The sequence below is a fragment of the Saccharothrix sp. AJ9571 genome (assembly GCF_021725495.1).
In the GTDB taxonomy this organism is placed as follows: Bacteria; Actinomycetota; Actinomycetes; order Mycobacteriales; family Pseudonocardiaceae; genus Amycolatopsis; species Amycolatopsis magusensis.
In genome coordinates, this window is sequence record NZ_CP091382.1 from 9,302,100 (window position 1) to 9,316,923 (window position 14,824).

18 protein-coding genes are annotated in these 14,824 nt (G+C 70.8%); 10 read left to right on the top strand and 8 right to left on the bottom strand.

All coding sequences use genetic code 11. The annotated features are described in order from the left end of the window. Positions 1-9 precede the first annotated feature (9 nt). Positions 10-594: a helix-turn-helix domain-containing protein gene (locus L3Q67_RS42155; protein WP_499186981.1), complete on the bottom strand. Its 585-nt coding sequence runs from the start codon at positions 592-594 to the stop codon at positions 10-12. Positions 595-662: 68 nt separating this feature from the next. On the opposite strand from L3Q67_RS42155, the gene L3Q67_RS42160 reads away from it, so the two are divergent. From L3Q67_RS42160 to L3Q67_RS42175, 4 genes are read left to right on the top strand one after another with little or no spacing between them, the layout of a single operon-like run. After that, positions 663-1,301: a class I SAM-dependent methyltransferase gene (locus tag L3Q67_RS42160; RefSeq protein WP_499186982.1), complete on the top strand. Its 639-nt coding sequence runs from the start codon at positions 663-665 to the stop codon at positions 1,299-1,301. Next, positions 1,298-1,732 carry a DinB family protein gene (locus tag L3Q67_RS42165; protein ID WP_499186983.1) on the top strand — a complete coding sequence of 145 codons (435 nt, stop codon included), beginning with the start codon at positions 1,298-1,300 and terminating at the stop codon, positions 1,730-1,732. The genes L3Q67_RS42160 and L3Q67_RS42165 overlap by 4 nt, the downstream gene beginning before the upstream one ends. Positions 1,733-1,752: 20 nt before the next feature. Next, positions 1,753-2,742 (top strand): alpha/beta fold hydrolase, encoded by a 990-nt coding sequence (locus L3Q67_RS42170; RefSeq protein WP_499186984.1) that lies wholly within the window; start codon positions 1,753-1,755, stop codon positions 2,740-2,742. Between the two features lie 58 nt (positions 2,743-2,800). After that, complete coding sequence (locus L3Q67_RS42175) at positions 2,801-3,403, top strand: chemotaxis protein CheB (RefSeq protein WP_499186985.1); 603 nt, start codon at positions 2,801-2,803, stop codon at positions 3,401-3,403. A gap of 17 nt (positions 3,404-3,420) precedes the next feature. On the opposite strand, the gene ybiA is transcribed toward L3Q67_RS42175, so the two are convergent. Both ybiA and L3Q67_RS42185 read right to left on the bottom strand, forming a co-directional pair. After that, the gene (gene ybiA / locus L3Q67_RS42180; RefSeq protein ID WP_499186986.1) at positions 3,421-3,972 is read right to left on the bottom strand and encodes an NADAR family protein; all 552 of its coding nucleotides are present in this window, start codon (positions 3,970-3,972) and stop codon (positions 3,421-3,423) included. A 37-nt stretch (positions 3,973-4,009) separates the two neighbouring features. After that, positions 4,010-5,107, bottom strand: a complete 1,098-nt coding sequence (locus tag L3Q67_RS42185; protein WP_499186987.1) for an SGNH/GDSL hydrolase family protein — start codon at positions 5,105-5,107, stop codon at positions 4,010-4,012. A gap of 211 nt (positions 5,108-5,318) precedes the next feature. On the opposite strand from L3Q67_RS42185, the gene L3Q67_RS42190 reads away from it, so the two are divergent. Continuing rightward, positions 5,319-5,804, top strand: a complete 486-nt coding sequence (locus L3Q67_RS42190) for a bifunctional nuclease family protein (protein WP_499186988.1) — start codon at positions 5,319-5,321, stop codon at positions 5,802-5,804. Positions 5,805-5,807: 3 nt separating this feature from the next. On the opposite strand, the gene L3Q67_RS42195 is transcribed toward L3Q67_RS42190, so the two are convergent. Then, positions 5,808-6,491, bottom strand: a complete 684-nt coding sequence (locus tag L3Q67_RS42195) for a DsbA family oxidoreductase (RefSeq protein ID WP_499186989.1) — start codon at positions 6,489-6,491, stop codon at positions 5,808-5,810. A 195-nt stretch (positions 6,492-6,686) separates the two neighbouring features. On the opposite strand from L3Q67_RS42195, the gene L3Q67_RS42200 reads away from it, so the two are divergent. The 3 genes from L3Q67_RS42200 (at position 6,687) to L3Q67_RS42210 (ending at position 10,048) form a co-directional block, all read left to right on the top strand. Further along, the gene (locus tag L3Q67_RS42200) at positions 6,687-8,693 is read left to right on the top strand and encodes an NPCBM/NEW2 domain-containing protein (protein WP_499186990.1); all 2,007 of its coding nucleotides are present in this window, start codon (positions 6,687-6,689) and stop codon (positions 8,691-8,693) included. 123 nt (positions 8,694-8,816) lie between these two features. Then, positions 8,817-8,957 carry a DUF3072 domain-containing protein gene (locus tag L3Q67_RS42205; RefSeq protein WP_245370536.1) on the top strand — a complete coding sequence of 47 codons (141 nt, stop codon included), beginning with the start codon at positions 8,817-8,819 and terminating at the stop codon, positions 8,955-8,957. 212 nt (positions 8,958-9,169) lie between these two features. After that, complete coding sequence (locus L3Q67_RS42210) at positions 9,170-10,048, top strand: MerR family transcriptional regulator (RefSeq protein ID WP_499186991.1); 879 nt, start codon at positions 9,170-9,172, stop codon at positions 10,046-10,048. Positions 10,049-10,139: 91 nt separating this feature from the next. Here L3Q67_RS42210 and L3Q67_RS42215 read toward each other — a convergent pair whose 3' ends face one another. Beyond that, positions 10,140-10,745 carry a hypothetical protein gene (locus L3Q67_RS42215; RefSeq protein WP_499186992.1) on the bottom strand — a complete coding sequence of 202 codons (606 nt, stop codon included), beginning with the start codon at positions 10,743-10,745 and terminating at the stop codon, positions 10,140-10,142. A gap of 79 nt (positions 10,746-10,824) precedes the next feature. Next, positions 10,825-11,508 (bottom strand): TetR/AcrR family transcriptional regulator, encoded by a 684-nt coding sequence (locus L3Q67_RS42220; RefSeq protein WP_499186993.1) that lies wholly within the window; start codon positions 11,506-11,508, stop codon positions 10,825-10,827. A 130-nt stretch (positions 11,509-11,638) separates the two neighbouring features. Here L3Q67_RS42220 and L3Q67_RS42225 point away from each other — a divergent pair, with 130 nt between their 5' ends. Together L3Q67_RS42225 and L3Q67_RS42230 are read left to right on the top strand one after the other, a co-directional pair. After that, positions 11,639-12,583: a Rossmann-fold NAD(P)-binding domain-containing protein gene (locus tag L3Q67_RS42225; RefSeq protein WP_499186994.1), complete on the top strand. Its 945-nt coding sequence runs from the start codon at positions 11,639-11,641 to the stop codon at positions 12,581-12,583. A gap of 32 nt (positions 12,584-12,615) precedes the next feature. Then, entirely contained in the window at positions 12,616-13,551 is a 936-nt protein-coding gene (locus tag L3Q67_RS42230) for a nuclear transport factor 2 family protein (RefSeq protein WP_499186995.1), read from the top strand. Here the strand turns inward: L3Q67_RS42230 and L3Q67_RS42235 are convergent. Next, complete coding sequence (locus L3Q67_RS42235; protein ID WP_499186996.1) at positions 13,536-14,207, bottom strand: GNAT family N-acetyltransferase; 672 nt, start codon at positions 14,205-14,207, stop codon at positions 13,536-13,538. The genes L3Q67_RS42230 and L3Q67_RS42235 overlap by 16 nt on opposite strands. Positions 14,208-14,230: 23 nt before the next feature. Beyond that, positions 14,231-14,647 (bottom strand): hypothetical protein, encoded by a 417-nt coding sequence (locus L3Q67_RS42240; protein WP_499186997.1) that lies wholly within the window; start codon positions 14,645-14,647, stop codon positions 14,231-14,233. Positions 14,648-14,824 lie beyond the last annotated feature (177 nt).

Consider the following 14,824-nt stretch of genomic DNA (forward strand, 5'->3'; position numbering starts at 1 on the left):
GCTCGGGCGTCACGAGCGCTGCGGCCGGGCGCGGATGTGGGCCCGTTCGCCCTGCGGTCCGAAGAGGACGAGCAGTTCGACCGCCCGCCCGTCCGCGGTGCCCAGGAAGTGCGGCAGCGCGGTGTCGAACTCGGCCGCTTCCCCGGCGGGCAGGACCAGGTCGCGGTCGCCGAGCACCAGCCGCAAGCGGCCGTCCAGGACGTAGACCCATTCGTAGCCGTCGTGCGTCTGCGGGGTCGGCTCGGCCGGTTCCGCCTGTGCCGGAATCAGCATCTTGAACGCCTGCAACCCACCCGCCCGGCGGGTCAGCGGCACGAAGGTCATGCCGTAGCGGTGGATCGGCTTCAGGTGGATGCGCGGATCGCCGGTGCGGGGTGCGCCGACGAGGTCGTCGAGCGGCACCCCGTAGGACCGGGCCAGCGGCAGGAGCAGCTCCAGGTTGGGACGGCGGCCGCCGCTTTCCAGCCGCGACAGCGTGCTTTCGGAGATCCCCGTGGTCACCGCGAGGTCCGCCAGGGTGAAGCCCCGCTGCTTGCGCAACGCGCGCAACCGTGGGCCGACCGCCGCCAGCGCGTCCTCGATCTCCTCAGCCATGGCGCCCATCTTGCCGATGCGGCAAGTTTTCGTGCAATCCGCGGTGGGGCCCGGCGAAGGTGAAAAGCATGACCGACAAGACCACTGTGGACGAAGCGACCCGCTTCTGGAACGAGCACTACCGCACGAAACGGCCGTCCGGGCGGGTCAACCCCGTGCTGGCCGAGATCGCCCGGTCGTTGCCGCCGGGGTCGGCCCTCGACCTGGGCTGTGGCGGCGGCGCGGACGCGCTGTGGCTGGCGGCACGGGGCTGGCAGGTCACCGCCGCCGACATCTCCGCCACCGCCGTGCAAGCGCTGCGCGAGCGGGCCGAGGCCGAGCGCGCGCAGGTCACCGCCGTGCAGGTGGACCTGGCCGCCGACTTCCCTCCCGGCGCCTTCGACCTGATTTCCGCCCAGTACCTGCACACGCCCTTCGACCTGCCGCGGGCCCAGGTGCTGCGCACCGCGGCGAACGCCCTGCGCCCGGGCGGACGGCTGGTGGTCGTCGACCACGGCTCCGCCGCGCCGTGGTCGTGGAACCAGGACCCCGACGCGCACTTCCCCGCACCCACCGAGGTGGCCGCCGAACTCGACCTGGACCCCCGGGAGTGGTCCGTCGACCGGGCGGACCAGCCACGACGGCAGGCGACGGGTCCGGGCGGCCAGACCGCGACCGTCACCGACCACGTGCTGGTCGTGCGACGCGGCACGGGAGCGCGCGGATGAGCCGGGACCAGGGCCCGCCCAGGACCGGCCCCGGCGAGAAGGACGTCCTCGTGGGCTTCCTGGACTACCTGCGCACGTCGGTGGCCGCCAAGGCCGAGGGAGTACCCGAACCCCAGATCCGCACCCCGGGAGTGGCCTCGGGGACCAACCTGCTCGGGCTGGTCAAGCACCTCACCCACGTCGAACGGCGCTGGCTGCTCGGGGAGCCGGTCTCCGACTGGAAAGCCACCTTCCACGCGGCTCCGGACGAGACCGCCGAAGACATCCTCGCCGCCTACCGGGACACCTGCGCGCGGGCCAACGAAGCCATCGCCGGCTTGGCCGCCGCCGACCTGCGCTGGCCGCTGACCCACCTGATCGAGGAAACCGCCCGGCACGCCGGGCACGCCGACATCCTGCGCGAACTCATCGACGGCACCCGCGGCCGTTGACCACCCGAAAGGCACCCCTGATGCACCCCCGACGCGCCATCACCGCGCTGGCCGCGACGCTCCTGGTACTGCTCACCGCGTGCGGTCCGGCACCCGAGCCGGTCGCCGATCACGAGACGGCGACCCGCGGCGACACCGAGTTCGCCGAGCGCTTCCGGCACGAATTCGCCGACGTCGACGGCGTACGCCTGCACTACGTCACCGGCGGCGAGGGCCCGGCGCTCGTGCTGCTGCACGGCTGGCCGCAGACCTGGTACAGCTGGCGCGGCATCATGCCCGCGCTGGCCGACCACTTCACCGTCTACGCGCTCGACCTGCCCGGCCTCGGCGACAGCGCGGGCGCGCCGCCCAGCTACGACAAGGCCACGCTCGCCCGCTACCTCCACACCCTCGTCGCCGACCGGCTCGGGATCCGCGACGCGCGGATCGCCGGGCACGACCTCGGTGCCGCCGTCGCCTTCCAGTACGCCGCACAGTTCCCGGACGACGTCGACCGGCTCGCGTACCTGGACCTGCCGCTGCCCGGTCCCGCGCTCGACGCCGCCGGGTACCGCGGGCTGAGCTGGCACATCGCGTTCCACTCCCAGCCGCGGGTCCCCGAAGCCGTCGTCGCCGACGACGTCCGCGACTACCTCGCCCTGTTCTACCCCCAGGTCGCGTTCGGCGGCACGGCTTTCGGCGGCCCCGGTGCGGCCCCGCCGTTCGACGACGCCGAGGTCGACGAATACGCCCGCACCTATGCCCGGCCCGAGGTGCTCCACGGCGGCTTCGAGCTGTACCGCACGCTGGACCAGGACGTCCGCGCCAACACCGAGGCCACGCCCATCAGCACCCCGACCCTGCTGATGACCGCCCAAGGTCTGCTGGAACCCACGCGGGCCACGGTGGCGCCCCGGATCGGCACGATCTCCCGTGCCGTCGAGGTCCCCGGCGCCGGGCACTGGCTGGCCGAGGAGAACCCGCAGTTCGTCACCAGGGAACTGGTCGGCTTCCTGGCGCCGGGCTCCTGAGCGCTTGCCGGGGCCGGTAGCGTCGGTCAATGCTCACCGACGCGAACGACGGCCGGCCATGACCGCCACCGACCCGTACGCGCTGCGGTTCCCGGTGATCGCGCTGGTCACCTCGTCCGGTGGGCTCGACGCCCTGTCCCGGGTGCTGGCGCCGCTGCCGGCGGACCTGCCCGCCGCGCTGCTGGTCGCCCAGCACCTGGAACCGGCCCGGCACAGCGAACTCGCCGCCATCCTCGACCGGCGGACCGGCCTGGCCGTGCGCGCGGCGCGCAACAACGACGAACTGACCATCGGCACGGTGCTGGTCGTCCCCCCGGCGCGGCACCTGCTGGTCACCTCCGAAGCCAGGATCGGCCTGATCGACTCCGACTCGCTCCCGCCCGCCCGGCCGTCCGCGGACCTGCTGCTGGCCACCCTCGCGGTGACCTGCGGCCCGCGGGCGCTGGCCGTGGTGCTCACCGGCCGGGGCACCGACGCCCAAGCGGGCATCCGCGCCATCGCCCACTGCGGTGGCCGGATCCTCGCCCAGGACGAAGCCAGCTCCGCCCACTTCGGCATGCCCTCGGCCGCCATCGGCACCACCCTGGTGCACGACGTCCTCCCCCTGTCCGCCATCGCCGAGGCCATCCAGCACCACGTCGCCGAACACGGCGACCCTTGACCGTCCCTTGAGGACACTCAGGCGGCGCGCAGCCGGTCCCGGACCGCCATGAGGGCGAAGCCGAGCAGGTTCTGGCCCCGCCACTGGGCCGGGTCCAGTGCGCGCGGGTTCGACGCGCCGAGGCCGATGCCCCAGATCACGTCCCTCGGCGCCGCTTCCACCAGAACCTGGGCACCGGTCGCCACCAGGAACTCCCGCAGCGGCGCGTGCTGGCCGAACTTGGCTTCGTTCCCCCGGACCACGATGTCGAACCGCCGCGCCACCCAGGTGTCCTGGTCGAAATCACGGACCGCGCGCCCCAGTTCCTTGGCGTCCGCCGGGGTTTCGCTCGCGAGGATCCGCTGTTCCGCCTCGGCGTCACCGAACAAGCGCGCCTTCTCCGCCATCATGAACTGCTCCGCCGAGCGGTACTCCACCCCGTCGACCGTGAACAGCACCGGCCACCACTGGCTCAGGCACCACTTCCCCACCTCCCCCGAGCCGGGTGTGTGCCCCCAGAAGCAGAAGTACTCGAACCGCTCCCCCGCCTCGACGGCGGCCACCAGCGCTTCCCTCGACAAAACAGTCACGGGCGGCACTCTAACCACCCTCACCGACAAAACCCGGTCACCAGCCCAATCCCAGGGTGGCGACGAACTCGCCGAGCCGCTGGGCGATGACCTCGTGGTCACGGGCCGACGGGTGCCAGTGGCAGCCGAGGTAGTCCAGGCCCGTCTCCGGGTAGTACCAGTGGCGCACGCGGTCGGCTCGCTCGCCGACGATCTGCTGCGTGGTCTCGGCGAACACCGTGCTGTTGCTCAGGTGGGTGGCGCTGACGACGAGGGTGGTCGAGGGGCCGTAGCGGGCGCGGAGTTTGTCCAGGAACCCGTGGTACGCGGCCTTGTACGCCGCGACGAGGCTTTCCGGGGTCCACGGCTCGCCGGGGTTGAGGGCGGTGGAGAAGTCGTTGATGCCGAGGCCGATCACCACCAGTCGCGGCCGCCAGTCCGCCGGTTTCCGCCACACGTCACCGTCGACGGCGAGCAGCGCCCGGTCGTAGTAGGTGCGGTAGTCCGTGCCGGGCTCGCCGCCGTTGTAGTTGCGCACCATGCCGCGGCCGGAGAAGGCGTTGACCTGGTAGTCGGCACCGAGACCACGCGCGGTCAGCGGCCCGAAGGCCCGGTCGGCGTGGGTGGTGCGGCCGACCTGGTCGCCGGTGCAGTCGCGGCCGCCGGAGAGGTTGCCGTAACCGGCGGTGTAGGAGTCGCCGATGAACTCGATCTGCCTGCTCCGGGCCGCGGGCTCGGCGAGGATCTCACCACCGGCCGCGGCGACGAGCCCGGCCAAGGTGCTGGTGGCCCAGGGGCTTTCGCTTCGCTTGACCAGGCGGACGGTGTGCTCGGCGTCGCTGAGCCCGTCGACCCAGTGCGTCCCGGTTGGGGTCACCAGCGTGGCGGCGGTGACCCCGTCGACCTGGACCTCGTAGTCGGCCGCGGGATCCTGGAGCGCCACCCCGACGCCGGTGCCACGGAACCGGCCCTCGAAGTACACACCGGGCCAGCTGAAACTCAGCGAATCCCCCGTCTCCTTCACCCGCCCCGGGCTGTGCACGTCTTCGCCGGCACAAGCGATGACCCGGCAACCCGCGGCGGCCGGTCGCACCGGGATCGCAACGGAACCGAGCACCGCCACCGCGACGGCTAAAAGAACGACCGGGTGCTTCATCAAGCCTCCACCGAAGGAGCGCGTTTGGGAGCGCTCACAGTCCTCCAGCACCGTGCGGCTCCGGCTCCGCCTTCGTCAATGGATCGGGACGGGAAGCACCCGGATGGCGGTCCGGCGCGCTGCGTACGCTGAGCAGTCCGGTGGTTACGCCGATTCGCACGGGGTAGCCGGTGCCGGCCGGGCGATGACGAGACAAAACGGGGTGAGTGCGGTGGTTCCAGTGCGCGTGCACGGGGTGGCTCTGCTGCCACCCGACGAGACACCGGTGATGCTGCTGCGCGAGATCACCGGGGAGCGGCGCTGGCTGCCCATCGCGATCGGCGCGCCGGAGGCGACCGCGCTGGTCGCGGCCTGCCAGCAGGTGGTGCACTCCCGGCCGGACACGATCGAGCTGATCGGGCAGGTGATCGAGGTCTTCGGCCACGTCGAGCGGGTCGAGGTGACGGCGCTGGACTCCGGCGTGTTCTTCTCCGACCTGGTGCTCGGCGACGGCGTGCGCGTCTCGGCGCGGCCGAGCGACGCCGTCGCGATCGGGGTCCGGGCCGGGGTGCCGCTCGAAGTGGACGAAGCCGTGCTCGCGGTGGCCGCGGCCACCTTCGAACTGGCCGACGACGACGTGGAGCAGCAGATCGCCGACTTCCGCGTGGAACTCGACTACGTCAGCCCCGAGGACTTCGGCGACCCACCGACCGGGTGATTCTCAGAGCCGCGCGGCACGCTGGACGAGTTCGTCGAACACTGCGGGATCGTCCTCGTCCACCACGGGGAAGCCGGACCCCGGTTCGCCTTCCCAGTGGAACTCGATGCCCGGGTTGTGCACGTCGTACCCATCGGCGAAGAACAGGTGCGGGCTGCCCTGCACCAGCTCCCGATTGGCGTGGTAGTCGGCCATCATGTGCGCGCGGGCCCGCCCGTCGTCGAGGGCGCGCGCGAGTTCGCCGGCGTCCACGGCAGGGCACTCCTTGGCGACGGCGAGGATTTCGTGACGCAGCGAGATGCAGCGGCTGTCCCGGAACAACGCCTGCCGCAGCGCCAGGTCCAGCTGCTCGGCCGCCAGCGGTGACTGCGTCTTGGCCGCGTGCACGGCTTCGTTCGCCGGTGCGGTGGTCACCGGCCAGTCCGCCGGATCACCCTGCCACGTCGTCCAGCCGAACCCGGGTTCCAGCGCGCCGACCGCGGGGATCTCGGACTCGAGGAATGCCTTGGGAATCGGGAACTCGTTGACGTCCTCCAGCAGGAAGACCCGGTGGTCGAGCCGGACGCGGTCGGCGAGCCCGGCCTCGTCCCTGGCGCGCAGGAGCCGCACGATGGTCACCGTCGACCAGACGCAGGCGATGTCGGTGTAGATGACGATCCGGCCCGGGTCCACCTGCGGTCGTGGCATCACGCGCTCCCTGCGGTCGGCTGGTGGGTCCCCCCAGGCGTTTCCCGAAGCGGGCGCGGTCAAACGAGGTGCTGCTCAGCTCCGGGGCCGCCGTCCGCGTGGGAGCGGGACAGAGCGTCCGAGGCTTCGATGAAGGGCGGCTTTAGGGGCCGGTGCTGTGCTGTGCGCCACCTCGTCCCCGCACTGGAGTACCCCATGCCTGCTTTGTCCCCTCCCCGGATCGGTGCGTTGCTCGCCGCGGTGTGCCTGCTCGGTTGCGTGCCGGTGCTCGCCCCCGCGCCCGTGTCGGCGGCCGCCGGCGTGGCCACGACGCCGCCGATGGGGTTCAACAACAAGTTCGTCACCGGCTGCGGTTCCGGGCTGAATGAGCAGACGATCCTCGGCATCGCCGACACGATGGTCGCCACCGGGCTGCGGGACGCCGGGTACGAGTTCGTCAACATCGACGACTGCTGGGCCCTGCCGGAGCGCGGCGCGAGCGGTGAACTGGTCCCCGATCCGGTGCGTTTTCCCCGCGGGGTCAAGGCGATCGCCGACGACCTGCACGCTCGCGGCCTGAAACTCGGCCTCTACGGCGGTGCGGGCACCAAAACCTGCGCCACCCCGGGCATTCCGGGGAGTTTCGGGCACGAGGACCAGGACGCCGCGTTGTTCGCCGCCTGGGGTGTGGACCACCTCAAGTACGACAACTGCAACAACCAGGGCGTCGACGCGAAGCAGCGGTACTCCGCGATGGCCGGCGCCCTGCGCGACACCGGGCGCCCCATCGTCTTCGCGATCTGCGACTGGGGCATCACCAAGCCGTGGGGCTGGGCGCAGGGCATCGGCCACTCCTGGCGCACGATGATCGACATCAACGACACCTGGCCCCGGCTGCTGACGGTGGTCAAGCAGAACATGAACCTGGCCGGGTACGCCGGGCCGGGCGGCTGGAACGACCCCGACCTGCTGACGACGGGCAACGGCGGCATGTCCGCGACCGAGTACCGCACCCAGTTCGCCCTGTGGGCGGTCATGGCCGCGCCGCTGCTGGTCAGCGCCGACCTGCGCAAGGCCACCCCGGAAATCCTCGGCCTGCTGCGCAATCCCGACCTCGTCGGGGTGAACCAGGACCCCCTCGGCGTCCAGGGCTCGCCGATCCGGTCGCAGGACGGCACCCACGTGTTCGTCAAACCGCTCGCGAACGGCGACCGGGCGGTGGTGCTGTTCAACGAGACCGACACCGCCCGCCGGATCGGCACGTCGGCCACCGAGCTCGGGTTGCCCCAGGCCGCCGGTTACCGCGTGCGGGACGCGTGGACCCACCAGGACGCGCACACCGCGGGCCCGATCGGCGCGACCGTCCCTCCCCACGCGACCGCCGTGTACCGGATCGGGACCGACCGGCACTGGTACAAGTACCCGCCGCTGACCGACGCCGCCGCCGAACCGGAACTCGCCTATCCCGGCGCCCTGACCGTGGTGGCGCCCGGTGGCACGGCCGCGGTCACCTCGACCCTGACCAATTCGGGGAACCTGCCCGCCAGTTCGGTGCAGGCGCACTTGAGCGCACCGGCGGGCTGGCCGGTCCAGGCGGGCTCACCCACCACCCGGCCGGTGCTGCCCGGCGGCAAGCAGTTCAGCACCCCATGGGCGATCTCGGTGCCGCCCGGCACGAATCCCGGCAAGTACGCGCTCACCGCGAACTACTCGTACTCGGTCCCCCACCAGCCCGCGCCCGTCAGCACCTCGTACACCGTCGACATCTCCGTCGCGGCGACCCCGGCCTCCGGCCCGAGCATCCTCAGCGACGCGAACTGGGTGCGCGCGACCAACGGCTGGGGCCCGGTGGAGAAGAACCTCTCCAACGGCGAACAGTTCGCCGCCGACGGTCAGCCGATCACGCTCGGCGGCACCACCCACGCGAAGGGCCTCGGCACGCACGCGCCCGCCTCGGTCGAGTTCTTCACCGGAGGCGCCTGTACCTCGCTCGACGCGCTGGCCGGCGTGCACGACGGCAAGGCGGGCACGGTGGCCTTCCAGGTGTGGGCCGACGGCACCCTCGCCTACGACAGCGGCGTGCGGACCGCGGCCGAGCCACCCCTGCCGATCACCGCGGACGTGACCGGGGCCTCCTTCGTCCGCCTGGTGGCCACCGACGGCGGTGACGGCACCACCGAAGACCACGCCGACTGGGCCACCCCCACGATCACGTGCGGCTGACCACGCGGCAGGTGTGAGACCGGGGATCGCGGGGTATGTCGAACCTACGTTCGACCGAGAGGAGCACCAGTGTCCCAGACACCGGAGAAGGACCCCGACGACTGGACCACGGGCGACGAGCCGATGACCGGGCCGCAGGCTTCGTACTTGAGCACGCTCGCCCAGGAAGCCGGGGTGGAGGTCCCGGACGACCTGACCAAAGTGGAGGCTTCGAAACGCATCGACGAACTCCAGCAGCAGACCGGGCGAGGCACGAGCGACTAGGCCGTGGGGGCGAGGCGATCTTTCCGATGAGCAGTGTCCGGTGCCGCCCCGCCGCCGAATGCTATGAGTGGGGCATTACTAGCGTTTATTGCAAGTAATGCCCCACTCATAGCGTTTGGGACGGCGAGGCAATCAGGCCGGGGGTTGCACCTTCCGTAGCGGCATGTGGTCCAGTGGATCCACGTCCCGATCCCTTGAGGAAGGTCCTGCTCGTGCATTCGTCCTTCATGCCACCCCGCCAGGTCAAGATCGGGGACGCGGCGGCCTTCGCCGGCAGCACGCCGCGGGCGATTCGCCATTACCACGAGATCGGCCTGCTCCCCGAGCCTGAGCGGGGCGGTGATGACCGACGCCGCTACGGGTACGAGGACATGATCCGCCTGCTGTGGATTCGCAAGATGGTCGACGCCGGGATCGCCCTGGACGACATCCGTGACGCCTTCACCACCGGCACGGCTTCCGCCGGCGCGGACAGCGGAGACGGTATCGCGGGCATCCTGGAGCGGTTGGAGGAAACCCTCGCCGAGCAGGAGGCGGAATCGCGGCGGCAACGGACCGCCGTGCAGCGGATGCGCATCGAAGGCAGCCGGATGGGCCTGCTCTCCGACATCGTCACCGAACGCCTCAAGAGCGTGCCCGAAGGCTCCCTGCGTCAGGCGGACCTGGACAGCCTGCTGGTCACCGAGCGGATCTTCGGCCCGCTCGGCGCCGCTGTCCAGGCCACCCGCTTCGTCGTCCTGGCCACGCATCCCACTCTGCGGGCGGATTCCGACCGCATCGATGACGCCGAGGAGGCACTCGATGACAGCGTCGCCGTCGATGATCCACGGGTGGCTCGAGTGGCCGCCGAGCGGCACGCCTTCGAAAGCGCCCTGCAGGCCGTCATCGAGGAATCCGGCCTGGGTAAGGACGACGATGCCCTCTGCGACGAGGACGACCTCAGCTCTGGCAGGCGGGAGGCTGACTCCATGAGCGCGTTGGAAGCCATCGGCAAGATGCCCTACGACTTCTCCCCAGCCCGCCTGCGCTGTATGGAACTGGCCGAAGAGCTATCCGCCCGAGACTCAGCCGCTACCTCGAACACGGCCTAGATCTGGAATCCGCGGCGGGTGCACGCGCCAGCTGTCCATTGTGGACGCCCCAGACGTTGATCCACGGCCGCCGCATCGCGTGCCCATCCGATCAGTCGTTTTCGCGCGAGGGCACGAAATCCGGCAACGCGGCGAAGGCCGGGTCGACCTGGATGGTGCCGGCCGTGCGGCTGAACCACGCGCGGACCCGGGACAGGGGGTGCTCGGGGAACTGCTCGTCCCACTCCGGGTCGTCGCCGCGGTGGAAGGGCAGCCTGCCACGCAGTCCGGGGTCGTAGGGGTGCGGCAGCACCCAGTTCTCCGGCATGCCCAGTCGCACGGTCAGCTGCGCCTCGCGCATGCCGGTGATCCCCTGTTCCTCGGCCAGGTAGGTCATCACCACGAAGCAGGTCGCCTTGGCCAGGTACAGGGTCGCCGAGAACACCTGCCCGGTCGGCGCGGCCGGGCGCGGGAACTTGCTGAGCTGGTACACCGCGGGCACGCCGTCGATCTCCACCGGCGTCGCCTCGATGAGGCAGCCCGCCTCGCCGTAGCTGTGGGCCAGTTTGCGCCGCATGGCCTCGAGGTCTTCCAGCCAGTACGGCTCGTTCAGCGGCTCGGGGACCAGTTCGACGGTGATCTGGTCACCGTTGTGCGGGTTGTGCCAGGTGTTGTCCTGCACGAGCCGGAAACCGGTCGTGTCGAAGTGGGTGATCACGAAAACGAGCCCTCCAGGTGATTGCGCCTGCGGTGGGACGCGGCACCCGGGTGACGTGGTTCCCGGTTCATGAACATCTTCAGCGCGGCAGGCCTGCCAGGTCCGCCATCAGGCCCACGTGGTGGTCGAAGTACTCGGTGCGCGCGGAGATCAGGTCGTTCATGCGCCCGAACACCTCGAAGCTGAGGAGGCCGAACAACTGCGTCCAGGCGGCGAACACGCGGTCGAGCTGTTCTTCGGAGGCTTCACCGGGGCGTTCGCCGATCAGTTTGCGCAAATCGGCGCGGACCGGTTCGGGCACCAGCGAAGGCAGCGGTGCCAGGCTGTCCCCGCCGTCGGCGACCACCCCCGCGAGCAGCAGCACCACTTTCCCGGCCGGTTCCACGGTGTCCTCCGGCGCGACGTAACCGGGGACCGGATTGCCGTACAGGAGGCCGTATTCGGCGGGGTGCCGAAGCGCCCACTTCCGTGCGGCGGAACAGATCGCATGCCAGCGACCGCGCAGGTCCTCCCGTGGCACGCCCGCTTCGGCCTCGGTCGCCGCCCTGCCGAGCGCTTCGTACCCGTCGAGGATCAACGCGGTGAGCAGGGCGTCGCGGCTCGGGAAGTACCGGTAGAGGGCCGAAGGCACGATGCCCATGTCTCTGGCCACCCCGCGCAGGGACAGGTTGGCCCCCTCGGCGGCGAGGTGCTGCCGGGCGACTTCCTTGATCTCGTGGCTCATCTCCGAGCGGACGCGGGCACGCAATGACGACGCGGACATGAGTCCAGTGTCGCACAGGTTCGAGAACACCCGTACTCGGCGAGAACACCGTTCTTGACGACGACTACTTGCCATGAGTACATTGACCTCATTCGAGAACACTGTTCTCGTCCTAGTCTAGGAGCAGGTCATGGCCCTACACGTCATCGTCGGAGCCGGTCCGGTCGGCACGGCCACCGCGCGAATGCTGGCCGGTCGCGGTGAGCAGGTCCGGCTGCTCACCCGCGGCGGCGGTGGCCCGGAGGACGCGGGCATCGAGCGGATCGCCGCCGACGCGACCGACGCCGAGGCGCTCGCCCGGCACGCCGAGGGGGCCGTGGCGCTGTACAACTGCGCTGGTCCGGCCTACCACCGCTGGTCCACCGACTGGCCACCGCTGGGCGCGGCGCTGGTGCGTGCCGCGGAGACCTCCGGCGCGGTGCTGGTCACCACCGGCAACCTCTACGGCTACGGCCGGGTCGACGGGCCGATGACCGAGGGACTTCCGTTGCGCCCCAACTCGGTCAAGGGTGAAGTACGGGCCAAGCTGTGGACCGACGCGCTGGCCGCGCACGAGGCCGGGCGGATCCGCACCGCTGAGGTGCGTGGCTCGGACTACCTCGGCGCGGGGGCGAGTTCGTCGTTCAGCGCCATGGTGTTGCCGAAGGTGCTCACCGGTAAGCGCGCGTCGATCCCCGCGGACCTGGACGCGCCGCACAGTTGGACCTACGTCGGTGATGTCGCCCGCACCCTGGTCGCGGTCGCCGGAACCGAAGGTGCCTGGGGCAGGCCGTGGCACGTGCCGACCGCGGCGCCGATGTCCGTTCGCGCACTGGCTTCCCGTGCCGCCGAACTCGCGGGAGCGCCTGCGGCCCAGGTCGCGGCGATGCCCGGCTTCGCGCTGCGCCTGGCGGGGCTGGTCAATCCGGCGGCGCGGGAACTGCTCGAGGTGCAGTACCAGTTGCGACGGCCGTTCGTCCTCGACTCGTCCGCCGCCACGGCCGCCTTCGGCATCGAACCGGCGAGCACGGACGTGGCGCTGGCGGAGATGACCTCGGAGGTAATCGACAGCACGACCTCCGCCCGGCGAAAGTGATCTTGTCACTGGAGCCGTTGAGGGAGAAGAACTTGAGCACGACGCTGAAGTCGCTGGGTGTGCTGGCCGGGACCGTGGCGATGCTGATCGCGGGCGCCACCAGCGTGCCGGCGAAGACCGTGGTGGAGGGCATGGTGGAGGGCGTGGTGGAGGGTGAGGTCTCGGCGAACGCGCAGGCGTTCATCGACCGGCAGACCCGGTTCGGCGCCATGCCCACCAACCCGGAGCGGATCTCGCTGTACGCGGACGAGATCTTCGACGAGCACGCCACGCTGTGGGAGGCGGCGGGCCGGGTGATCGAGGGCCGGGAGGAGATCCGGACGGCCATCACCGGCACGCTGGGCAAGCTGCCGTCCTTCCGGATGTTCCCGACCCGGGTCGCGGTGGACGGGAACGTGGTGCTGTACGGCGCGCACAACGAGGCGGAGATCCACGGGACCACGGTCAGCTACCCGGCGATCTACCGCGTGGTGCTGGGTGACGACGGCAAGGTGATCCAGGGACGGCGGTACTACGACCGGTTCACCTGGTTCCGCGGGCTGGATCCGTCGCTGGAAAACCTGTTCGAAGGCGTCCGGGACGGCGGCTCGGCGCCGGTCCGCGGCACCGCGGACCGGGCGGCGGCCTGGAACAACCGGGATGCCGCCGCGCTGATCGCCGGCACCGGCCCCCTGACCGGCCCCGGCGCCGGTCCACTGCACACCACGGGCGGGAAAACCGCCTACCTGACGCGGTTCTTCGCCAAGGCGGAAAGCCTGCAGATGCGCCAGGGGCAGACCGTGCGCACCGCGGAAGCCACCTACCAGGAGTGGTACGGCACGGTGACCACCGCGGAACGCCGGACCCCGACCTCGTTCGGCATCATCGAACGCTTCGACAACCGGCGGCGGAGCTGGGAGCTGACCTTCGACACGCTGCCCCTGATCGCCGGACAGCAGAAGGTCGAGGAGCTCTACGCCCTGCTGTGACCGTGACTCGCACCGGGTGCCCGCCAAACCGGGCGCCGGTGCAGGCCGAAGCCCGCTCTGCCCAGATTCGCCGCACTCACCGAATCCGGGCGGGCGGTGGCCACGGCCAAGGTGCACCCGGACGCCGCAGCGACCCGGAGGCGGTGGCGCAGCAACCGTGACTGCGCGCCCCGCCCCCGGTATTCGGGAAGCGTCGACGCCCCGCCGAACACGGCGACCTCCTCGTGGATCGTCATGGCCGCGGCACCGATCGCCTTCCCCCGGTCCACGGCGAGAAACCGGTGAATCGACGGAATCCCGTGCTCGGCCCGGATGAACCGGGCGACCACTCCGTCCACTTGGTACCCGGCCAGCAAGACGTCGAGGAACGCACCCTCCCCGGTCACGCCGGCTGTCTCGGGAAAAGCACCATCGAGGCGCCGGATCGCCAGCAACCGATCCGGCGCCCGCACCAGACCGAGTTCGGTGGTCTCCGGCACCACACCGGAAATGATCGAGAGAAAGCTGAGCGCGGGATCCGTGGCCCGCACGCCCAGGACCCCGTCTTCCGCCCACACTTCGAACCGCCCCGGCACGCCCGCCGCTTGGGCAGCCGCACAGGCAAGCGCGGCCCGCTGGTGCAAGGCCCACTCCGCGCGGCCGATGTCCGAACTCATCGCGCAACCGCCTTCGTGGGGTCTCAGCCCGCCGGGCGGCGGCGCGGCCGGGCATGGCGAGCGTGCAGTTCCGTCACCTGTCCCAGCCAGAATTCGTAGCGGCGCAAGGCACCTCGCGGCACGGTGTAGCCCTTGCGCTTGGCGAGCGCGTAGAAGCCCGGCCCGGCGTCGTTGGTGCCCAGGTACTGGACCAGGGCACTCAACAGCAGACCATCGCACCGCTCCCGCGCGTCCTCGGAGATCTGCTCCAGGAGGCGTCCGATCGCGGCGCGTTCGGCGTCGAGGCTGAAGTCGAACTGCCGCGCCCCGGCCCGCCTGCAGACGACGCTGTTGAACTCGGTGTAGGAGGTCGTGTTCTCCAGCTCGGCCCGCTCGATGAGGAACTCGATCCCCGCTTCGACCATGCTGTCCCATTCGGCTTCCTCGCGCCCGTACCGCACGGTCACTCCCCCTTCACAGCGAAACCGGACCACGATCACGAGCTGCTAGTCGCTGACCGACGGCTCGGCGCTACACCCACGGCCGGTAGGGCTGGCCTCACCTGGACCTCGGGGGAACACACCATGGCCGCGGCTCCCCGGGGTTCGTAGCGTCGTTTCGTTCGGGTAGGCGCGCGA